Source organism: Methylocucumis oryzae (genome assembly GCF_000963695.1).
Classification (GTDB): Bacteria; Pseudomonadota; Gammaproteobacteria; order Methylococcales; family Methylomonadaceae; genus Methylovulum; species Methylovulum oryzae.
The window spans coordinates 1-21672 of the sequence record NZ_LAJX01000140.1; the positions used below are offsets into that span (position 1 = coordinate 1).

General features: G+C 43.4%; 24 protein-coding genes and 2 pseudogenes. 12 read left to right on the plus strand and 14 right to left on the minus strand.

Annotated elements, in window-relative coordinates; all coding sequences use genetic code 11:
• The 3 genes and pseudogenes from VZ94_RS13900 to VZ94_RS27090 all read right to left on the minus strand — a co-directional run.
• A pseudogene (locus VZ94_RS13900) lies at positions 1-189 on the minus strand (ISKra4 family transposase); the annotation flags it as partial.
• A 161-nt stretch (positions 190-350) separates the two neighbouring features.
• On the minus strand, positions 351-1604 hold the full coding sequence (locus VZ94_RS27085; RefSeq protein ID WP_204369153.1) for a putative bifunctional diguanylate cyclase/phosphodiesterase: 1254 nt from the start codon (positions 1602-1604) through the stop codon (positions 351-353).
• A gap of 71 nt (positions 1605-1675) precedes the next feature.
• Positions 1676-2575: a GAF and PAS domain-containing protein gene (locus tag VZ94_RS27090; protein WP_045779691.1), complete on the minus strand. Its 900-nt coding sequence runs from the start codon at positions 2573-2575 to the stop codon at positions 1676-1678.
• A 294-nt stretch (positions 2576-2869) separates the two neighbouring features.
• Here VZ94_RS27090 and VZ94_RS13915 point away from each other — a divergent pair, with 294 nt between their 5' ends.
• The 12 genes and pseudogenes from VZ94_RS13915 (at position 2870) to VZ94_RS13960 (ending at position 15379) form a co-directional block, all read left to right on the plus strand.
• The gene (locus VZ94_RS13915) at positions 2870-3355 is read left to right on the plus strand and encodes a transglutaminase-like domain-containing protein (protein ID WP_239649943.1); all 486 of its coding nucleotides are present in this window, start codon (positions 2870-2872) and stop codon (positions 3353-3355) included.
• A 104-nt stretch (positions 3356-3459) separates the two neighbouring features.
• Positions 3460-3939, plus strand: a complete 480-nt coding sequence (locus tag VZ94_RS13920; protein WP_045779692.1) for a GNAT family N-acetyltransferase — start codon at positions 3460-3462, stop codon at positions 3937-3939.
• A 319-nt stretch (positions 3940-4258) separates the two neighbouring features.
• Positions 4259-4699 (plus strand): formate/nitrite transporter family protein, encoded by a 441-nt coding sequence (locus VZ94_RS33290; protein ID WP_275575241.1) that lies wholly within the window; start codon positions 4259-4261, stop codon positions 4697-4699.
• 64 nt (positions 4700-4763) lie between these two features.
• The gene (locus VZ94_RS33295; RefSeq protein WP_275575242.1) at positions 4764-5069 is read left to right on the plus strand and encodes a formate/nitrite transporter family protein; all 306 of its coding nucleotides are present in this window, start codon (positions 4764-4766) and stop codon (positions 5067-5069) included.
• A 29-nt stretch (positions 5070-5098) separates the two neighbouring features.
• Positions 5099-5542 carry a cyanase gene (gene cynS, locus VZ94_RS13930; RefSeq protein ID WP_045779693.1) on the plus strand — a complete coding sequence of 148 codons (444 nt, stop codon included), beginning with the start codon at positions 5099-5101 and terminating at the stop codon, positions 5540-5542.
• A gap of 14 nt (positions 5543-5556) precedes the next feature.
• On the plus strand, positions 5557-7287 hold the full coding sequence (locus tag VZ94_RS13935; RefSeq protein ID WP_045779694.1) for a bifunctional protein-serine/threonine kinase/phosphatase: 1731 nt from the start codon (positions 5557-5559) through the stop codon (positions 7285-7287).
• Between the two features lie 476 nt (positions 7288-7763).
• Positions 7764-8631, plus strand: a pseudogene (locus tag VZ94_RS13940) (CmpA/NrtA family ABC transporter substrate-binding protein).
• Positions 8618-9013 carry a hypothetical protein gene (locus tag VZ94_RS29205; RefSeq protein ID WP_239649944.1) on the plus strand — a complete coding sequence of 132 codons (396 nt, stop codon included), beginning with the start codon at positions 8618-8620 and terminating at the stop codon, positions 9011-9013. The pseudogene VZ94_RS13940 and the gene VZ94_RS29205 overlap by 14 nt, the downstream one beginning before the upstream one ends.
• Positions 9014-9137: 124 nt before the next feature.
• The gene (locus VZ94_RS13945; RefSeq protein WP_045779695.1) at positions 9138-10154 is read left to right on the plus strand and encodes an ABC transporter permease; all 1017 of its coding nucleotides are present in this window, start codon (positions 9138-9140) and stop codon (positions 10152-10154) included.
• An 11-nt stretch (positions 10155-10165) separates the two neighbouring features.
• Positions 10166-11914 (plus strand): ABC transporter ATP-binding protein, encoded by a 1749-nt coding sequence (locus VZ94_RS13950; RefSeq protein WP_082081671.1) that lies wholly within the window; start codon positions 10166-10168, stop codon positions 11912-11914.
• A gap of 179 nt (positions 11915-12093) precedes the next feature.
• A complete protein-coding gene (locus VZ94_RS13955) occupies positions 12094-13287 on the plus strand; it encodes an alginate export family protein (RefSeq protein WP_239649945.1) in 1194 nt (397 codons plus the stop codon).
• A 547-nt stretch (positions 13288-13834) separates the two neighbouring features.
• A complete protein-coding gene (locus VZ94_RS13960; RefSeq protein ID WP_045779696.1) occupies positions 13835-15379 on the plus strand; it encodes a cation:proton antiporter domain-containing protein in 1545 nt (514 codons plus the stop codon).
• 9 nt (positions 15380-15388) lie between these two features.
• On the opposite strand, the gene VZ94_RS26470 is transcribed toward VZ94_RS13960, so the two are convergent.
• The 11 genes from VZ94_RS26470 to VZ94_RS23145 form a co-directional block, all read right to left on the minus strand.
• A complete protein-coding gene (locus VZ94_RS26470; protein ID WP_192828657.1) occupies positions 15389-15538 on the minus strand; it encodes a hypothetical protein in 150 nt (49 codons plus the stop codon).
• Between the two features lie 5 nt (positions 15539-15543).
• Entirely contained in the window at positions 15544-16740 is a 1197-nt protein-coding gene (locus VZ94_RS13965; protein WP_045779697.1) for an ABC transporter substrate-binding protein, read from the minus strand.
• A 1-nt stretch (position 16741) separates the two neighbouring features.
• Entirely contained in the window at positions 16742-16894 is a 153-nt protein-coding gene (locus tag VZ94_RS26010; RefSeq protein ID WP_157844937.1) for a hypothetical protein, read from the minus strand.
• Positions 16895-17009: 115 nt separating this feature from the next.
• Positions 17010-17204, minus strand: coding sequence for an SPFH domain-containing protein (locus VZ94_RS23135; protein WP_052700544.1), 195 nt, complete (start codon positions 17202-17204; stop codon positions 17010-17012).
• On the minus strand, positions 17194-17562 hold the full coding sequence (locus tag VZ94_RS23140; RefSeq protein ID WP_052700545.1) for an SPFH domain-containing protein: 369 nt from the start codon (positions 17560-17562) through the stop codon (positions 17194-17196). The genes VZ94_RS23135 and VZ94_RS23140 overlap by 11 nt, the downstream gene beginning before the upstream one ends.
• A 107-nt stretch (positions 17563-17669) precedes the next feature.
• Positions 17670-18164, minus strand: coding sequence for a YcjF family protein (locus VZ94_RS13975; RefSeq protein ID WP_338040413.1), 495 nt, complete (start codon positions 18162-18164; stop codon positions 17670-17672).
• Positions 18165-18454: 290 nt separating this feature from the next.
• Positions 18455-18817 (minus strand): cyclic nucleotide-binding domain-containing protein, encoded by a 363-nt coding sequence (locus VZ94_RS13980; protein WP_045779699.1) that lies wholly within the window; start codon positions 18815-18817, stop codon positions 18455-18457.
• Positions 18817-19797, minus strand: coding sequence for a heme biosynthesis protein HemY (locus tag VZ94_RS13985; RefSeq protein ID WP_239649946.1), 981 nt, complete (start codon positions 19795-19797; stop codon positions 18817-18819). Before VZ94_RS13985 ends, VZ94_RS13980 begins: the two co-directional genes overlap by 1 nt.
• Complete coding sequence (locus VZ94_RS29210; protein ID WP_239649947.1) at positions 19787-19969, minus strand: heme biosynthesis HemY N-terminal domain-containing protein; 183 nt, start codon at positions 19967-19969, stop codon at positions 19787-19789. Before VZ94_RS29210 ends, VZ94_RS13985 begins: the two co-directional genes overlap by 11 nt.
• 87 nt (positions 19970-20056) lie before the next feature.
• Positions 20057-21307 (minus strand): uroporphyrinogen-III C-methyltransferase, encoded by a 1251-nt coding sequence (locus VZ94_RS13990; RefSeq protein WP_045779700.1) that lies wholly within the window; start codon positions 21305-21307, stop codon positions 20057-20059.
• Between the two features lies 1 nt (position 21308).
• Positions 21309-21560, minus strand: coding sequence for a uroporphyrinogen-III synthase (locus tag VZ94_RS23145; RefSeq protein WP_338040414.1), 252 nt, complete (start codon positions 21558-21560; stop codon positions 21309-21311).
• Between the last annotated feature and the right edge of the window lie 112 nt (positions 21561-21672).

Here is a 21672-nt window from a genome sequence, read left to right on the forward strand (position 1 = left end):
CTTGCCATCTATCTCCATCGCTTCACCTTGGGTGTCGAATTGCTTCAATGCTTCTTCAGTAGCGAGATTCCCCGCCTCATTGATAACCGCCTGAATCGCTTCCTCACTGTCCAGCATCGAATCTTCGAGATCAACGGTTATCTCTATGATTAGCTTTTTCCCTTCTTTTCTTATGATTTTCGCAGGCATGTCTACTTTCTTACGTTTTATGATTTCGTTTTAGCTTTAATCTCAAAATATAGGAATAATGTCCATCTATTTCTTTAGTCTGTCATAAAATTGAGGCTGCACCCTCAGAATAAACTTAAATTTCTACTCTTCTCTCACTTATTACCAACCAACAACTTATCTCAACGAGCTAATAAAAACTCATAAAATAGCGGGCTAGGAATAGGTTTGGCAAATAAATACCCTTGTGCTTCGTCACATTGGCTTGTTAGCAAATGTGTTTTCATGGCTTCGGTTTCGACTCCTTCGGCTATCACGCGATAACCTAATGCGTGACCAATTTGTACGATAGCTAAAACAATGGCTTGATTGGCTGGGGTATCAATATTACGCACGAAGGATTGGTCAATTTTGAGCTTGTCTATATTGAATTTATGTAAATAGGCAAGATTTGAATAACCGGTGCCAAAATCATCAATCGATAGTTTAATACCTAGGGCTTTGAGTTGATTTAATTGCAAAACAGTTTGCTCGATATTTTCAATCAAAATGGATTCTGTTAGCTCTAGCTCTAAGAAACGTGGTTCTAGTCCGGTTTCGTTAAGAATCGTTTGGACTACCGATACCATATTGCCACGTCTGAGTTGTAGCGCAGAAACGTTAACAGAGACGGTAATTGGCTCTATGCCGCTTTTTTGCCAAGTGACAGCTTGCTGACAAGCTTCTTTAAGCGCCCAAATACCAATTTCAGTAATTAAGCCGGTTTGCTCGGCTATATCGATAAATTTTGCAGGGTAAAGTAGACCTTCAGTCGGATGCTGCCAACGGATTAAGGCTTCTGCGCCTATGATGCGCCCGGAAACTAAATCAAGCTGGGGTTGGTAATGCAAGACAAATTGGTTTTTTACCACCGCGTCGCGTAATTGATGCGATAAGCATAAAAATTCCAAACTGTTTTTGTTTAATTGTTCAGTGAAATAGTAGTAACCGTTACCGCCGTTTTTCTTGGCTAGCCGTCTTGCTTCGCTGGCTCTATTAATCAAGTCGTTGTAATTATTGCCATCATCAGGAAATACCGAGATACCAATAGAGCACGACAGTGATAAAGTTTGTTTGGCCAGTTGAATAGGTTGGCTGACGCTTTTTAAGATAGTGCACACGAACGTGGTAATTGTTTGTTCGTCAACGCAATTAGGCAGCGCTATCAGAAATTCATCGCTGCCTACTCGACATAAGGTTCCCGTGTCTGAAATACAGGTTTTTAATTCTGTCGCAATTTTTTTGAGCAATTCATCGCCTGCATGAAAACCTAATGAGTTATTCAATAACTTAAAATTATCTAAGTCTAAATCCAGCACTGCGACTTTATTGTGTTGGTTGTTTGCTAACGCGATAGTGAGTTCTAATCTGTCTTTGAAAGCAAGTTGATTGGGCAAGCCTGTTAAGATGTCATGCGAAGATAAATACTGAATCTGTTTTTCAGCATTTTTTTATATCACTCATATCGCTAAAAAATGCCGATGTAATGGGTAATTTGATGGGTTTCGTCGTGTACCGCAGCAATCGATAGCCATTCGGGGAAAATTTCACCATTTTTTCGACGATTCCAAATTTCACCACGCCAATAGCCTTTCGCGTTAATGTGTTCCCACATGGTTTGGTAAAATGCGGCATCATGCAAATCGGAGGAAAATTCCTTAGGTGTTTTGTTGTGCAACTCATCTAAGGTAAAGCCTAGAATATGGGTAAAATTGTGGTTAATCGATAGAATATGTTTGTTCGCGTCGGTAATCATGATGCCTTCTTCGGTGCCTTCAAAGACTTTCTCGAATAGTCGCATGGTTTCTTGTGATTTATTGCGCTCAAGAATGATGCTGATAATGGCTGCACCAATATCTAACAGCCGTAGGTGAAAAGAACTAGGGCTTCTATGCTCAAAGCTCGATAACGCAAACGTACCAATAATGGTTTTGTGGGTAGAGTAGATGGGCACTGACCAACAGGCGCATAGATTAAAGTTATACGCCAACTGACGTAAGTCTTGCCAACGTGGGTCGGTAGATGTATTGCTGACAAATTGCGCTTTTTGGCAATAAATGACGTTGCCACACGAGCCTGCACCAGGGCCAGGTCTTAAACCATTGAGTTGCGCAATACCTTCTGCTGGTATGCTAGGTGCAACTAAGACATTGAGAAACGTATGCGTTTCATCCAGCAACATCACCGAAGCTACCGAATTAGGCAGTAGTTGTTCTTCGAGCTTACACACTTGACTAATAACGTCGAGATAGTTATCGCCATTGATGACGGATTCAAGAATAGACTGTTGCAAGCGAACAATTTTTTCTTGTTCATCACTTGATAAAACACAAAAGTCCATATCAGCAGATAAGAGGTCATTAAGCATAATTACCAACAGTGGTTATTTCGGCTACACACTTTAGCAGGGACAGGGTATTAAGGGTGCAGGTGTTGGCAGCAGGGATGCTGCCATCAAGCCTACAGGGATGTATTTACGGCGTCCTGCCCCCTTAATACTCTGTCCCGCCTTACATTGGTAGCCGTTATTTCTAAAGCGAAGCGCGTGGCGAATGTTTTGGCGTAATCCACACAATACATGAAAATATAATCTTTAACTTCGATGTTCAAGCTTTTTTAATTAAACTTGAGCCAACCCAGATGACAAGGTATTCAACTTATTATGACGACATTTTCTGCGCGTACTGATTTTATCGCGCCCAATTCAGTTATCGATTGGCAACATCCTTTGATATTGGCTAAAGCCCGACAACTGGCTGAAGGTGAAAATGATGAGGTGGTGATTGCACGACGGTGTTTTGAGTTTGTCCGTGATGAGATTAAACACAGTTGGGATTATCGCTTAAACCCTGTTACCTGCTTGGCATCTGACGTATTACGTTATGGTACGGGGTTTTGTTATGCTAAAAGCCATTTACTGGCTGCTTTATTGCGCGCGAATCAGATTCCAGCCGGGCTGTGTTATCAGCGCTTAAGGTTAGACCCAGACACTAACAGCTTTTGTTTACATGGTTTAAATGCGGTGTACCTGAAACGTTACGGTTGGTATCGTATCGACGCGCACGGCAATAAACCGGGTGTTGAGGCGGCGTTTTTGCCCGCCGTTGGAACAGTTAGCGTTTACAATTGCGGTACCTGGAGAAGCTGATTTACCGGGTGTTTATGATAAGCCTTTGGCGGTGGTGCTAGAGGTATTAACGCATTACACGACGATTGAAGAGGTTTTTGCGCATTTGCCTGATAGGAGCGTTTATGAACACGACGAGTTTAATCCGCCAAGCGGGTGTTGATGATGTTGAGGTGGTTGCCGTCATGGTGGGCGAACTATTAACAGAAATTATGCATACAATTGGTGAGTCGGTTTTTAATGTCGATTTACCCGCAACGCGTAGCCGATTACGCGAGTTTTTTCTACAACAGCGCTATGTTGTCTTTTTAGCAGAAACTGAACAGCACCAGCCGCTAGGCTTTATTGCGCTGTGTCCGAGTTACGCGTTGTATGCAGAAGGTGCGTTTGGCACGATTCCTGAATTTTATGTGCGCCCAGCTTTTCGGTCTCAGTATGTCGGTCAGCGCTTATTGGAGAAGGCCAAAGCGTTTGCTCATACTAAAGGTTGGACGCGATTAGAAGTGACGTCACCACCGTTGCCACACTTTGATAAAACCTTGGCGTTTTATCAGCGAGAAGGTTTTAGTATCGCAGGTGGACGTAAGTTAAAACATCTGTTGTAGAGGCGAGGCAGGTGGTGGAGCAGACGCTACGCACCATTATTGATATTAAAGCGAGCTGTATTGGTGCGTGTCGCGCAAGCTTATGAGGTTATAAAATAATATAATGCTTTAAAAAACAGTGTGTTATTGTTTTGGTGCAAAACATGCTTAATTTTTTCTGGGTACAATGGCGTTCCCTCTGTCTTTTATCAACAATGGCGTTGAACAAATAACGTAACGTGATTCTGTTTTTTGCCATTGTTCGGTCTTTATAACTCACTGTCAATGAACAAGCCGTTTAGTTGTTTAAGTTCATTGTCATAAAACTTTATGGTGAGTTATGTCTTATCTAGTCCCTTCAGAATTTGTCACTAAAATGGTTGATGCCGGTGAGTCTAAGATTTTTATGTCGACTCGCGACACCTTAATCCGCGCTTACATGGCGGGCGCGATTTTAGCGTTAGCCGCTGTGTTTGCTGTGACGATTACCGTACAAACTGGCTCGCCTATTTTTGGTGCCATTTTATTCCCTGTTGGTTTTTCGATGCTGTATTTATTAGGCTTCGATTTATTAACCGGTGTTTTCGTGCTAGCACCTTTGGCCTGGCTGGATAAGCGCCCTGGCGTCACGATAAACGGTATTTTGCGCAATTGGGGCTTAGTGTTTGTCGGTAATTTTTTAGGTGCGTTAACCGTGGCGGTGATGATGTCTATCGTTTTTACTTACGGTTTTTCGATTGAGCCAGACGCTGTAGGTAAAAAAATTAGCCGGCATTGGTGAGGCAAGAACATTAGGTTATGCCAAATACGGTATCGCAGGCTGGTTTACCATTTTTATACGCGGCATGTTGTGTAACTGGATGGTGTCTACCGGTGTGGTTGGCGCAATGATTTCAACCTCTGTTAGCGGTAAAGTTATCGCAATGTGGATGCCCATCATGTTGTTCTTTGGCATGACCTTTGAGCATTCAGTCGTCAATATGTTTTTGTTTCCGGCCGGCTTAATTATGGGCGGTAATTTTTCTATTGTGGATTATTTCATTTGGAATGAGATTCCTACGGTATTAGGTAACTTAATCGGTGGCTTGGCGTTTACCGGGCTAACCTTGTATTCCACGCATGTTAAAACGGCACCAAAACGGTCTTGGTAAAACAGCATAACTTTATAAAGGAGTTGATTATGACACGAGATGAAGTAACGGCGTTGGTATTAACGCAAAAGCACAACAAAGGTTTAACGTGGCAACAATTAGCCGAAGTCATAGGCAAAAGCAAAGAATGGTCTACTGCGGCGCTATTAGGTCAGATGACGTTAACGGCCGAACAAGCCGTGCGCGTCGGTGAATTACTAGCGCTGCCTGATGATGCGATAGCGCAATTGCAAATCGTGCCTTATAAAGGTTCGTTGCCGACCTCTGTACCGACCGACCCACTGATTTACCGCTTTTATGAGTTAGTGAATGTATACGGTACGACGTTTAAAGCGCTTATTCATGAAGAATTTGGTGATGGCATTATGAGTGCGATTGATTTTGAAATGGACTTACAACGCGAACCTGACCCTAAAGGCGACCGCGTTAAAATCGTGATGAGCGGAAAGTTTTTGCCTTATAAAAGTTATTAGTGTTGCTTTAAGGTATGGCGAAACCGTTGCAAGTCACTGTCGGCCAGTATTCTGATAAAGGCCTAAAGCCTGTTAATCAAGACTTTCATGCGGTCGCTATACCTGCCGAGCCGTTGCTAAGCGCTAAAGGCGTAGCTCTTGCGTTAGCAGATGGCATTAGCACAAGCGACGTCAGTGCAGTTGCGAGTCAAGCGGCGGTAAAAGGTTTTCTTGCGGACTATTTTTGTACGTCTGAAGCGTGGTCAGTTAAAAAATCGGTGCAACGTGTATTAATGGCCACCAATTCTTGGTTGCACGCACAAAATCAACAAAGTCAGTATCGCTTCGATAAAGACCGGGGTTATGTGTGTACATTTAGCGCGATAGTCGTGAAATCGGCTACCGCGCATCTTTTTCATGTCGGCGATACGCGTATTTATCGGATAGTGGAGCAGGGCTTAGAGCAGCTCACCAATGACCATCGCTTATGGCTTAATGCCGAACAAAGCTACTTAAGCCGGGCTTTAGGGGTTAATCCTTTTTTGGAGATAGATTACAAAAGCCTTGCGGTGACGGCAGGTGATTTATTTCTGTTGGTGACCGATGGCGTGTATGAGTTTTTAGACGATACGACGATTCGGCAAATCATCACAGAACATAGCAACGATTTAAACGTAGCGGCACACTCTTTAGTGGCTCAAGCCTTACGCTGCGGTAGTGATGATAATGTAACGGCACAACTATTGCGCATAGACGCGGTACCTCTGCAAAACCTTGAAGAGCATTATCAGCAGTTAACGGAGTTGCCGTTTCCGCCGTTGTTAGAAGCACGACAAATCTTTGATGGCTATCAGATTATTCGCGAATTACACGCGAATAGCCGTAGCCATGTGTATTTAGCGCGTGATGAGAGCAGCGGTGCTGCCGTGGTGATAAAAACACCGTCGATAGAGTTACGCACCGATCCGGTCTATTTAGAACGCTTCTTAATGGAAGAATGGATTGCGAATCGGATTAATAGCCCTTATGTATTAAAGCCCTGCACACCGACTCGGCAACGGCGGTTTATATATGTGGTCATGGAATATATTGAGGGCCAGACATTAAGCCAATGGTTTAGCGATCATCCTACACCAGAGTTAGAAACCGTGCGTACCTTGATTGAGCAAATCGCCAAAGGCTTACGCGCGTTTCATCGCTTAGAAATGCTGCATCAAGACTTACGTCCGGACAATATTATGATTGATGCGACCGGCACGGTTAAGATTATCGATTTTGGTGCAACTCAAGTTGCTGGTGTCGCCGAAATCGAACCGCTTATCTATCAGCACCCCTTGCAAGGCACGGCCCAATATGCAGCGCCAGAGTATTTCTTAGGCGACAGCGGTACGGTGCGCTCAGATTTATTTTCTTTAGCCGTCATCGCGTATCAATTATTAACCGGCACGTTACCTTATGGTGCAGAAGTCGCTAAGTGTAAAACATGGCTTGAACAAAGCCGACTCGTCTATCATCCGATTCATCATAGTAATCGTAGCGTTCCGGTGTGGGTCGATAAAGCGATTAAAAAAGCCTTAGAGCCCAATCCTCTAAAACGCTATGCCGATGTGTCGGAGTTTATATTTGAATTGCGTCATCCTAACCCGGCTTATTTACACAACCATAAAACCCCACTGATAGAGCGTAATCCTGTGGCTTTTTGGCAAGGGGTGTCGTTAGTGTTGGCGGTGGTTATTGTGCTGCTATTGTGTTTTCCTATTAAATAATACCGGCATAAAGGACAGATTTGGTGCGTAATTGTTGTTTTTCGCACAGAGTTGAAGCGAATATGACACAGCTCGTTGTTAAGTAAAGGTCTGGGAATATTTTTATAGTTTGTTTTATCTATTTGTTTTTTAAATATAAAAATAATTATGTCTTGGCTGAGATGAAAATGGCCTAAAAACTGCTTGTTACTAAGCAAGGCTCTAACGATGGAGTCAACAACTTTAGCTCAGTGCTGAGTTACCAGACAAAGGCGTCAATAATCTTAAGAAATATCTTTTGATTAATGACTGCTTTTTTTGCCTTTAAGCGAGCAGGATTACCCATGAACTTAACCGGAAACTCATTAAAAAAAATTGGTAACAGCGTTATCGACCGTTACCGTCGCAATGACGATAGGTTTTTCGCCCTCAGCAGTGGCCGTGAAAAAATATCGAAAAAGATAGTTTGAAATTTTGGTTTTATTAAATTAACCGATATGGCACCACTCGCAGTGGCTTTTGAAAAAGGTTTTTTTGAAGACGAAGGGTTATCAGTCCAACTGGAAGCACAAGCTAATTGGAAAGTTTTGTTAGATCGGGTTGCGAGCGGGGAGCTAGATGGTGCGCATATGTTAGCGGGTCAGCCTATAGGTGCGACTATTGGTTTTGGTACAAAAAGTAGACGTCATTACCGCTTTTAGTATGGATCTTAATGGCAACGCGATTACGGTATCTAACGATGTATGGAAGATGATGAAGCCAAACCTTGCTATGGAGGGCGGCAAACCTGCTCATCCAATAAAAGCCGATGCGCTAAAGCCTGTCATAGATAAATTTAAAAGTGAAGGTAAGTCTTTCAACATGGGTATGGTGTTTCCGGTTTCTACCCATAATTATGAACTGCGTTATTGGCTAGCCGCTGGTGGCATTAAGCCTGGCTACTATGCGCCGCCATCAGATACCAATGGTCAGATAGATGCTGACGCATTACTGTCAGTGACTCCACCGCCGCAAATGCCTGCAACATTAGAGTCCGGTACGATTTATGGTTACTGCGTAGGTGAGCCTTGGAACCAGCAAGCTGTGTTTAAAGGTATAGGCGTTCCAGTCATAAGCGATTATGAAATTTGGAAAAATAACCCAGAGAAAGTGTTCGGCGTCACTAAGCAGTGGTCAGATAAAAACCCAAACACGCATATTGCCGTGGTTAAAGCTTTAATCCGTGCGGCTATGTGGTTGGATGCTGAAAATAACAGGAACCGACCAGAAGCAGTAGAAATGCTTTCGCAGAAGCAGTACGTTGGCGCTGATTATGAGGTGTTAGCAAATAGTATGACGGGTACTTTTGAGTATGAAAAAAGGTGATAAAAGACCATTACCTGATTTTAATGTTTTTTTCCGTAATCATGCGACTTATCCCTATTATAGCGATGCGATATGGTATTTAACTCAAATGCGCCGCTGGGGACAAATTAACGAATACAAACCTGATTCTTGGTATGTAGAAACAGCTAAAAAAATCTACCGTCCGGATATTTATATGGCTGCTGCTAAAGAATTAATTGCCGAAGGCAAAGCTAGCGCAGCTGATTTCCCTGCTGAAAATGAAAGTGGCTTTAAAGCACCAACCGCTGATTTTATCGATGGTATTACCTATGACGGTAATAAGCCTAATGAATATTTAGATAAATTCTCTATCGGTTTAAAAGGTAAACAAAAAGTTGCTGGCGGTAAAGTGGTTGACTAGATCAATCCCCGCTCTCTCTAACTCGTAAGTGAGTGTTCCTGGTCAGACAAGGTTGTTGTTTTAGTGCATGGACGCACTTTTTTTAAGCTTCATTGCAGGCCAGCCCTCAAATCGGAGTCTATATATGAGTCATCACATTATTAAATTTTTAAACGTCACCGGCTTAACGTGGTTTGTGCCACTGGTTAAGTTGGCATCGGGTGAAAACCCAACCCAACAATTGCGTGAGCTTTGGCTAATAATGGGTGTGCCAATATTAGCATTTGCACTATTTTTAGCTGCTTGGGGTTTTTCAGCATCAAAAGTCAATACTAGCTTAGGAGTGATTCCAGGCCCAGTTCAAGTGTGGCAACAAGTACAAAGTTTGGTCCAAGATCATATGGCAGAGCGCCAAAAAGAAGTGGACTTTTATCAACGCCAACAGACGCGTAATGAGAAATTATTGGCGGAGGACCCTAATGCCGAGATTAAAACGCGGCCTTATACCGGTAAACCTACTTATTTGGATCAAATCTTTACCAGTCTTTATACGGTGTTTGCCGGTTTTTTAATTGCTTCGTTAGTGGCTATACCGTTAGGTATTTTATGTGGCATGAGTCCTGTGATTAATACCGCGTTAAACCCTATGATTCAAATCTTTAAACCAGTATCGCCGTTGGCGTGGTTACCGATTGTGACGCTGATTGTCAGTTCAGTGTACGTCACGACGGATGATTCTTGGTTTCAAAAATCGTTTATTACGTCAGCGATTACGGTGACCTTGTGTTCGCTCTGGCCTACGCTAATCAATACCGCCGTCGGTGTGTCGTCTATCGATAAAGATTTGGTTAATGTCGGTAAAGTATTACGCTTAGATTGGAGTACACAAATCCAAAAAATCATTTTGCCGTCAGCGTTACCGTATATTTTTACCGGTATGCGTTTATCGCTAGGCGTGGGCTGGATGGTGTTAATCGCGGCGGAAATGTTGGCGCAAAATCCAGGTCTCGGTAAATTCGTTTGGGATGAGTTCCAAAACGGCAGTTCTGACTCGTTAGGCCGGATTATGGTCGCGGTGTTTACGATTGGTATTATCGGCTTTATCTTGGATCGTGTGATGTTGTCCTTGCAAAAAGCCTTTTTCTTCGGCAAATCCTTATAAGGAGGCGCGTCATGACGGCAGCCGCAAAACTTAAACTAGTCAAACCTTCCATGTCTGAATATACACAACCATCGAATGACCCGGTATTGCCGGTTGTTGAGCTCATTAATGTTAGTAAATCTTATGGCGAAGGCAGCGCGAGTACGACGATTTTAAAAGACATTAATTTGTCGATTAAAGCCGGTGAGTTTATCGCTATCGTCGGTTTTTCCGGCAGCGGTAAAACCACATTGGTTTCAACGATTGCAGGCTTAATTCAAGCAGATGGCGGACAGGTATTAAAACAAGGCAAGCCGATTACCGGCCCTGGCCCTGACCGTGGCGTGGTGTTTCAAAACTATTCACTGATGCCTTGGCTTACCGTGTTTGAAAACGTGGCTTTAGCCGTTGACCAGATTTTTAAAGATTGGTCGGCCGAGCAGCGGCGTGCACATACTGAAAAATATGTGCGTATGGTGAATTTAGGTTCGGCGATGTTAAAACGGCCAGCCGAGCTATCGGGCGGTATGCGGCAGCGGGTGAATGTGGCGCGTGCGTTAGCGGCTAACCCGGATATTTTATTGCTCGACGAGCCATTAAGCGCGTTAGATGCGTTAACACGCGGTAATCTACAAGATGAAATCTTATCGATTTGGGAACAAGACAAAAAGACTTGTATTTTAATTACTAATGATGTCGATGAAGCGATTTATATGGCAGACCGGGTGATTCCGTTAAATCCAGGGCCGAATGCGACGTTTGGGCCTGCTTTTTCGGTAACGTTAGATAGGCCGCGCGATAGAACGGCGTTAAATCATGATCCAGAATTTAAACGCTTGCGTGGTGAAATTACTAAGTATCTGATGGACATCGGCATCGCTAAAGCCGCTGAAGTTAAATCGAATTTAGTATTGCCCAATGTGAGACCAAATACCAGTAATGATTGGGATAAAGACACGTCAGCGTTAAAGCCTGAGCAATCCGATTTAGGTAAAGCACGTTATTTAGAGTTTTCTAAGCTGAGCAAGATTTATCCTAAACCAGGCGGTAATGGCACGGTAAAAGTCGTTGATGGTTTTGATTTGAAAATGAAGAAAGGCGAGTTCATTTCTATCATCGGTCATTCGGGGTGTGGTAAATCGACGGTATTGTCGATGGCGGCGGGTTTAACCAGTATTTCTGAAGGCGGTATTATCCTGGATAACAAAGAGGTTGATAGCGCAGGTCCCGATAAAGGCGTAGTGTTTCAAGCACCTAGCTTATTTCCTTGGCTTACTGCTTTTGAAAACGTCATGTTAGGCGTCGATAAAGTTTATCCACATGCCAGCAAGTCAGAGCGTATGGATATTGTCGAATATTATCTGACTCGTGTGGGTTTAGGCGATGCGCTTAATAAAAAAGCCAGCGACATGTCGAATGGTATGCGGCAACGCGTCGGCATTGCCAGGGCATTTGCATTGTCACCTAAATTGTTATTGCTTGATGAGCCGTTCGGCATGTTGGATTCATTAACTCGGTGGGAACTGCAAGAAGTGTTAATGGAGGTCTGGGAGCGTACTCATGTTACCGCTATTGTTGTTACTCATGATGTGGATGAGGCAATTCTGCTAGCTGACCGCGTAGTCATGATGACGAATGGGCCTCATGCCAAAATCGGCAAAATCCAAGACATTCACTTACCTAGGCCGCGTTCACGCAAAGCCTTATTGGAGCATGATGATTATTATTCTTACCGGGAAAGCATTCTGACTTTCTTAACCGAATGCGAGCATACGCATTAAAGCGTTTAATTTTTTAGGATACCAACATAAGGCGGGACAGGGTATTCAGAGTACAGGACGCCGTGAATACATCCCTGTAGGCTTGGCGGCAGCATCCCTGCTGCCAACACCTGCACTCTGAATGCCCTGTCCCTAACTAAAGTGTGTAGCCATTTTTTATCTATTCGAAGGGGAGCATTATGCTTAATCTACAGTTACGCCGTTCTAGTTTATCACTAGCGGTATCGGGTCTTTTATTCGCCGCATTAAGCCAGCCGGTGACAGCCAATGTTACGCAAGAGATTGAAGATGCGTTGAATTTTTACCACTATGGCCATAATGGCGCGATTAAACTTGATTTAAACTACCGGTTTGAAAACGTTAACCAAGATGCTGGGTTAGCTAAAACCGCTAATGCTAATACCGCGCGTTTACGCTTAGGCTTTTTAAGCCCTACGTTCTATGGCTTGCAGGCCTTTGCTGAATATGAAGGCAATTTAGCGTTGGAAGAAGATTACAACAGTACGCGCAACTTTCAAACGCAATACTCAACGGTTGTCGATCCTGATATGAATGAGATTAACCAATTATGGTTAGCGTATACCGGCATTCCCGACAATATATTTAAAGTCGGTCGCCAACGCATTAAGTTAGACGATGACCGTTTTATCGGTAACGTGGGTTGGCGACAAATGGAAATGACGTATGATTCGGTGTTAATTACACATAATAACCAAACCTTATTCGGGTTAGTGGCTAACGTGGGTTATATTGGTAATGTGCAATCAATTAGGAGTACCCAAGAAAGTATTGAATTACCGTTTATTAACTTAAACTACAAAGTCGGCGATTACGGTAATGTTGTCGCTTATGGTTATTGGATGGATTACACAGAAAAGAGCAACTGGGAAAATTCTAACCAAACCTATGGCTTAAGAGCGACATGCTGCACTAAACCGTTAGATTCGATTAAGATTAGCGAAAATTTTGGCGTGGTGTATACCGCAGAGTGGAGTTTTCAAAGTGATTATGGCCATGGCGAGGTCGCTTATGATGTCGACCGCTATAATTTTATGGCCGGTGTTAGCGCTTATGGCATTATGTTCCAAGGTGCGGTGGAGCAATTAGATGGTACGGGTGTCAACAAACATTTTGACACGCCACTAGGTACTAACCACGCTTTCCAAGGTTGGGCGGATTTGTTCTTAGTGACGCCGAATAATGGTATTCGGGATGTGTTTGGCACGGTGATGATTCCGTTTCAACGTGGCGATATTGTGTTAACCGGTGTTTACCATGAATTTTCTGACGATACCGGACAATTAGATTATGGTAACGAATGGAATTTCCAGGTGACCAAAAAAATTTGGCAAACATTATTCATTATTAGCTAAATACGCGTTTTACAACGCAGGCAGCGACCCAGCCTACTTTGGCCCAACTGGGCTGGCTGCACCTAGCACCGATACGCAAAGGCTGTGGTTGCAAGCGAATGTTAATTTCTAATTGCTAGGTGTGCTGTGTGCACCTTTATAACATCATTAAAAATCAATGATAAAGGTGCGCACAGCGCACCCTACGGCAACATAAGATACCGAAAGCTCCGAAAAACCTAAGATTTGAACCTTCAAATTTTCGGTTTTTAGGTAGGGTACGCTGTGCGTACCTGTATAACTATGTTGTTATTCAAGTCGTTTCCGCTCCTCTTCAGTATTGCTATCAACTAATGTTTTTCGTTTTTGTTTGTTTGCATAACAATAACGATGGTTGATAATCGAGTTTGCACTCTAATTCGGCTGCGACATAGGCGCTCTTATGTTAAAGTCGTTATTCGCTTGGTTGGTCTTAGAAGCTACCCGTTATTTTTAAAGAGCGCTGCTAGCCAGTGCCAGAGAAAATAGTAAGTCGTTATACCGTTAACCTATTGAATAATAAATTGCTATGACAGAACTGATTTGGCTTGCTAGTGCCTTTTTGACCGGCTTGCTGGTAAGCAGGCTTTATTTGCCGCCGTTAGTCGGGTATTTATGCGCCGGTTATGCCTTAAATACACTAGGTTTCCAGGTAGATGACACGTTAAAGCATATTGCCGATATTAGCATTGAGCTGATGCTATTTACGGTAGGCTTAAAATTGAAGCTAGGTTCGTTATTACAAAAAGAAGTGCTAGGTGTCGGCGGTCTACATTTATTTATTGTAACGCTGGTTTCTATGGCTGTATTCTTTAGTTTAGGTGGGCATATATCGGGCGGCTTTGTTTTAGGGGTTAGTTTAGCGTTTTCTAGTACGGTGTTAGCAGTAAAAGTGTTGGAAGATAATGGCGAGTTATCGACATTATATGGTCGGGATGTACTGAGTATTCTGATTTTACAAGATATTGTTGCGATAGGTTTATTAGCGTTTGCTAACAATACGCAACCTAAGCCGTGGGCATTGGCTTTGTTGTTATTACCGTTGTTAAGACCCATTGCACATCGTTTGCTGAGCATAAGCCGAGACAGAGAATTGAAACTCTTGTTAGGTGTTTCGTTTGCATTAGCCGGCGGTGAGTTGTCCGATAGTGTTGGTATCGCTAAAGATATTGGCGCATTATTAATGGGTGTTATGTTATCGGGACATGCCAACGCCAAGGCGCTCGGTGAAAAACTGTGGGGATTGAAAGAGACGTTTTTAGTCGCGTTTTTCTTACAAATTGGCTTATCAGGCCTGCCAAGTTATGAAGAGAGCTTGTTAGCGTTAGCGCTCTTGTCGTTATTGCCGTTGCAAGCGATAGTGTTTTTTGCGTTATTTATTGTTGTGGGCTTAAGAGCGCGCACGGCTTTTGTGTCAACCTTAGCGTTAACAACGTATAGCGAGTTTGCGTTGATTACCTCTGACTCAGTAGTTAACTCTGGGTTGTTGCCGCCCGTGTGGCAAGCGATTATTGGCTTAGCGGTTGCTTTATCGTTAGCGATTGCGGCGCCGCTTAATCATTTTTCTCATCAAATTTTTTCCTATGTTGAGCCTTGGTTAACACGTTTTGAGCGTAATCTTTCACATCCAGACCGTTTGCCGACGACTATCGGTGCGGCGGAATGGTTGGTGATTGGCATGGGCCGTACCGGTGTGGCGGCGTATAAAGCTTTTAATAAGCTAGATACGTTAGTTTTAGGTTTAGATGCTGACCCCGTGGTGTTGCAGCGTTTATTAGCCGATGGGCGGCGTGTGGTGTATGGCGATGCCGAGGACGCAGAGTTATGGGAGACGTTGCCGTTAGCTAAAATTAAAGGTGTTTTGGTGACGTTACCGGATTTTCAGGCTAGGGCGTTTGCGATTGCGCAGTTAAAGCATCGAGGCTTTCATGGCAGTATTGGCACGATTAGTTTTGATAATACTGAGCAAGCCGAGTTATATAGTTTAGGTGCGCACTTTGTGATTCAACCGTTTGCCGAAGCGGGCAAACAATTAGTCGAGCAAATGTTTGTGGTGGTTGACGCTAGTTCTTAAGCTTTTTTTTTACTGTCGGAGGCGAATAATAAGATAACACCGACCAGAGGGCTTAATAATAATGAAGCCAAAAAAATAACCCCAAAAGCCAAAGCGCTTATTAATGCCAAACACGCCAATAAAAAAACTGGCAAATAAATAATATAACCACCAAATCATTGTTGTTACTCCGTTGTTAAGGTTTTAAATTTGCCGTTAATCATCTGCTTTATAGCGATTTTTTTGTTTTTAATTAAACTTTTGCGGTCAAATTGGTAGTTTTGATAGCTGTTTTTAAAACCATATTGCATGGTTGCGGCTACTCTAATTGGCTCGGTTGATTTTGTTTCTCTATAGGCTGACGCTAATACTTGAATTGCTTGATAACCCTGGTAAGCAAAATAGCCTGGTTCGTAACCATAGGTTTGCTGAAACGCTGTTTTGAATGCCTGTGTGTCAACGGCTTCAGCATCATAAATGGAGGCAACATACAGATTATTAGCCGTACGATGTGACATGTTCCAGACAGCGGTGTTATCGAGACCTTCGCCGGCTAGAATAGGTTGATTAACTCCCATAGTGCGGAGCTGTTCTATCATTTGAGAAGCAACTTGACCACGCCCTCCGAGTATCACCGCATCGAAGTCGTTATGCATTAATTCGTAGACCATCTCAGCTTTTGAGCTAAAGTTGCCATTATCTATATCTTCTTGCGTAGCATAAAACGAACGGCTAGCGACAATTTCAAAATCGTCACTAATGCCATCTAAAAATGTGGTATAAAAATCAAGGCCGTAGGCGTCGCGCTCATACAAAACCAGTAGTTTAGACCAATCATGCTGCCGCGCAAACGCGATAAGTTGGTCGGCATAAGTGCGGTTAGTCGGATTAATGCTAAAGGTAAAACTAAAACCAGGCGCGGTGAGAGCTGAATCCGAGGCAATTGTGGAGATGAAGAGTAGGCCGGTATATTGATAGCTAATAGACGCGGGTATAGCGGTGTTTGACGAGGAGTGTCCAAGCACGGCAACCAGCTCTTCTTGTTTTGAGACGCGTACCCAAATTTCTTCGGGGTGTTCGTCGTCACCGTCATCAAAGACATGCAGTATCAATCTACCGGTTGCGCTTTTGCCTTCGCTGTTAAGAGGAATACCTTGTTGATTAACTTCATTAATCGCTAAGTTCGCGCCGTCAATAAAACTGGTTTCATGGTCTAAATCCCATACCGCTGCAACATGAATAGTAGGATTGAGTTGCTTTGCGAGCGTGGAGCGTCTTTGTAATACGTTGTCGTAAGCGTAGTAGTAATCAAACGCGCACTTGCCTGCGACGAGTGTTAATAGCACAAACACCAACACCGGACTGCGGTATTTTTTGTGCATCTTATTGTCCGTTAGGGCCGCCTAAGATGATAGGCAATTGATTACCACCATTACCAATGACAATGGTTTTTGCGTTATCTGAGTCAGCTAGGGCTTGCGTCGCTAATATGCCTTTCCATTTTAAAATATCCGGTGTGAGCGTGCTTTGTACCAATTGGTTGTAATCGGCGATGCCTTGCGCCTCGATTTTTTTGCGCTTGGCTTCTTGAGTTTCACGGTCTATGCGATATTGATACGCTTCAGCGAGCTGTTTTTGCTCGATTTTGGTTTCAATCGCTGCTTCGACTTTTTTTAGGTAAAATAATTTGTCTGAGAATCACGTCTTCGATGACAACATAGTTAGTCTCTATCTCAGAAATGGTCTTAGAAATCATGTGTCTTAGGCCTTCTTCCTGAGTATAAAGCTGATCTAAAGCCATTTTTCCGACTAAGATGCGCATGGTGTTTTCGACTTCAGGAAACACGACTTTTTTCTAAGTAATCCGGGCCAATTTGTTGGTGTAAAATCCCTAAGGCATTGCGTCTTGGGTAATAGCGTACCGATAGCAACAATTCGATTTTTAACCCTTCTGCGGTTAGTACATAAAAAGAGTAGCTTTTTTGTTGTACGCGAATATCGTAAATCGTCATCTTATTCCACGGTAAGACGATATGAAAACCTTCTTTATAGGTTTGATCGACTACTGTACCGCCTGCAAAGCGTCGGTATAACACGCCTTCTTCGCCGGATTTTATCGTGATAAAAATAAGCGGTTGAAAATAAATCAACACCAGCAATAAAACGATGGTGGAGGTAATGATTGCAGGCAAATAGCGCATCATGGCAGCAAATAAAAGCGTCTGTTTATGTCGTTGACGAGGCGGGAAGATATTGGCAACACATTAAGGGATATGTTGCCAAATCGAGTTGCAATCACTAAATGGTAGTATTAGGCGCTTGCTTTTTTCGCTGTAGTATCAGTGGCTGCTGTTGCTGCCAACGTTTTGCCTTCTTTGAATTGCTCGGCGTAATACGCGCGTACAGCGGCGGGGTCGAAGGTTAAGAAGGTGCCGCCAGATTCAAAGTGTTGAATAAAGACTTTGCCTACGGCATACGTCGATGCACCTGCAACCAAGGGCATACTGACAGCACCTAGGGTTGTGCCTACTACTGGAATCATTTTAGTTAAACCGGCTAGGACTGGCGCAAAAGAAGACGGAAAGCTGCCGCCGATTAATGCGGCTAATATATTTTTAACTTTGCCTTCCATAAACGTTACGCCATAAAGATGGCTTAATCGACGTAGCATTTCAATTTGTATGCCGCCTACGGCGATAAAATCAAATACCGGCACAGGAACTAAGCCGGCCGCCATAGATACATACATGCTGTTTTTTACTAACTCTTGCGCATTTGCAAAAAGTATTATCTGCTTTAACCAAATCTGTCATCACACACCTCTCTTAAATTTTAGGAAAACCGTTTCAATCCACATTCGACCCCAATCTGCTGAATGACCAAGCCATCGACAGATTGGGGTCGGTGGCTTGCCTCGCCGTAAACGACGAAGTTACATTGAAGAATAGCGATACTAAGGCATCGTTGTCAACAGACAGTTCATCCCAGAGGCAGAGGTCTCAAACCAGCAAGGAAACTTGGTTAAACAATTAGTTTCTAGCAAGCATAGTCTAACATCTATTACATTTAGCCGTGTTATCTTGTCAATCTAATCTTTTAAGATTCGGCTTTTTTGCGTAAACGCTCAGTTAAAACTCGCATAACGTTTAATGCAAAGTACGGATGTTCTTGAATTAAAAAATTAAAGTCGCGCTCGTTGATAGCGATTAATTCACACTCGGTTACAGCGTGGGCATTGGCAAATCGAATATGCGATTCGATTAACGCCATTTCACCAAAAATTTCGCCAACGCCCAGGGTAACTAGTGTTTTGCCGTGTAAGGTAATTTGTACCTCACCTGACTTTATATAATACATAACATCACCCACCTGGCCTTCGGTAAAAATAATTTGCCCGATTGAGTAGTTCTCTACGGGATGGTGGTTTTTTAAGAAATTAAAGTTGGGTGATGTTGTCATTAAGCGGCCATCGCATCGATGTGTTTGACGATTTCGCTAGAGGCTAGCTCTAAGCCGTTTTTATAGCAGCTAACCGCAAGGTCTTTATCTTCATTTTCGGCGTATAAGTCGCCTAGTAATTGATAAGCTTGCACCGTAGGCTCTTTTTCTATGCTGGTTTTTAAGTAACCAATCGCTTTTTCTAAGTGTTGGCATTGATGGCTGAGTTTGCCTAAGACAGCCAATAAAATAGCGTCATCAGGATGTAAGTCCAACCAGCGCTCTGCCATCGCTAACTGCTTTTCCGGGTCGTCTGATGGAATATCGCCGAATAATGCCAGTAGCGTTGTATCCCATTGTATCGATAAAGCCAGTGTTAGCTCGTCCTCAATCAGAGCACCGGCGCCACTGTTAATCATGGCTGCAAAATAAATGGCTGATATACCAGGCATTTTGCGTATGTAATTAGGTACTTCTGCCCAACGTTGTTGTATGGTTTCAATATCGCCTGTTTCAGCAGATTTTTTTAATAATTGACTAAAAGCCTCTGTTTCAAGCAGTTTGATTTCTGCTTCCATGAGGACTTTATTGGTATGCAACGACGGAATAATTTTGCGAAGGCCTTCCCAGTCGCCGATACGTTGGTAAGTTTGGTGCAAGAGTTTTAACACGCTAGCATGGCCAGGTTGCATAGTATTTAGCTTGGTTAGCGTCTCTAAGGCTTGCTCGAACTCGTTACCTGATAAGTGTAGTTCGGCTTGCGTTAAACCTATGGCTATGCCTGATTCTGGGGCTTGTGCGGCCGCTTTGCGTAAATATTCATCACGTTTATCAATAGCGCCGCGAGATTGTGCGGCGCGAGCGGCGGTTAAATAGTGTAGTAATGGTGCGCCGCTATGGGAAGCGTGACGAATCAACACTTGCTCTGCTTTTTCAAAATTACCTTCAGCGCTATCGACTAAACCAGCAATCAACGCCTCTTGTGAACGATTAAAGCGCAAGGTTTTGCCGCGTTTTTTTAAGTCTTGCCGGTAAACGAATAAGCCAACCTAAGCCTCTAAAACAATAATAAAGAATAAAAAAAGTGATGATTAAGCCAATGGCGAAAACGGCTAAGGTGGTTTCAATAGACCAATGACCTAAGCCGATTAAGACATAACCAGGCGTTTTCAAATCCTTGTAGCCAATTATTTATCAAAAAGCTTAATACGGCGACACAGATTAACGATATAAAAAAAAATATGACCGTCTTCTTCATAATTATTGCTCAGGTTGTTCCTCTGGCGACGCGTGTTCATCAACGGTCGGGTTCGCCCTAGGTTCGGACGGTGCGGGGGGAGAAATAGGAGCCGGTGTTGGTGCCGCTTCGGCAGCAATAGGTTTGGGCTTTTCTTTAGTGGCTTCGGGTTGTTCGCCCGCTTTGTCGGCTTCTAAGCGTAGTTTTGCTAAATCCCTGAGCATTTTAACGGGCGTGCTAATATCGGGATAATCTGCTTCAATATCAGAGGCTGATAGCTTTTCCAACGCTGATAACATGGGCTTGCTTTGCTCGTTAAGCAGAAAATGTTGCTCAATCCAGGTTTTGGCATCGCTAACACCCGAGCTGAAAATAGATTGGTTGCGTTCTACTAGTGCAATTTTAATCATTTCCAACTTAACGCGTAGTTGTTCGCGGATAAACTTGGCTTGCTCCGGCGTTAAAATTTCTGTGATGGCTTGGTCGGTATGGCGAATCGTGACAAGTCCATGTAAATGTTCAGTAGCTTTATCGAGTAACCCCTGTTCGGTTTCACTAGCATTAGTTGGTGCTTCTACAGGCGTTAACGGCTTTCCTGCGTAAGGCAGTAATAAGGTTAAGCTATCGACTTGAGATTCTAGGCTTTGTACCATGACATACATGCCGACAATATCAGGTTGTTTAATGGCATGGATTAATGCGATGTCTTTAGCGATTTGTTCGCGTACTTTATAAACGCCGGTATCGCCGCTTTCGCGTAAACGCTGGTCGGCCGCTTCTAACGCTTCTAAGGTTGTATGCAAATCGCCGACTAAATGCAGTCTTTCGTTGGCAATACTGAGTAGATATTCTGCATCAGCGACTAACCAATCGCCACGTGTTTTGCCAAGCTGGCGTTGAATATGTTGAATGGCTTCGTTTAATTCTTTGCGAGCACTGTCTAATTTTTCATTGTGTAAATCAGAAAAGTCAGTCAGCGTTTTTGAATAATGCGCGTCTTTGTTGCCAATATTGGCTTCTAAGGCGGCCAACTGGTTTTGCATCGCAGTGATTTGATCTTGGTAGTCAGCGAGCTTTTTTAGCATCTTGCTTTCAACTTCACCGCCTAGACCCTCTTGACGGTCGCGTAATTGCGTAAATAGATAAAAACCTGCACCGGTTATCGAGGCAATAATCAATAAAATAATGATGCCAAACCAAACGCCGCTTTGCGAGCGCTTAGGTTTAACAACCTCGCTGTTTCCTTGTTCCTGTTGCTCAATCACGTCCGCCACGCTACTCCCCCGTTAAACATTCGGTTACTGCTGCCGCCAGTGCTTTATCATTGGCTTCCGTTGCAACGATAATTTGCTTAAAACCTATTGCTACAGCCGCTTGCTTAATGCGGTCACTGAGAACAATAAGCGGTAAGGCAAATAACCGCTGATGATAAGTTGGCGGCAACATAACTAATAAATTATTTAAAGCTTCCACGCTTGTTATGGTAAGCGCGTCCAATTGCTGTTGTTGTAATAGTGAATCAATAATTGCAGTATCTGATTTAGGCGTTTACCCTTTTATAGACCGCTAAATAATCCACATGAGCGCCTCTTGAGCGCAAATTGCCGCTAAGTCTTCCAGGCCGCCTTCGCCACGCACA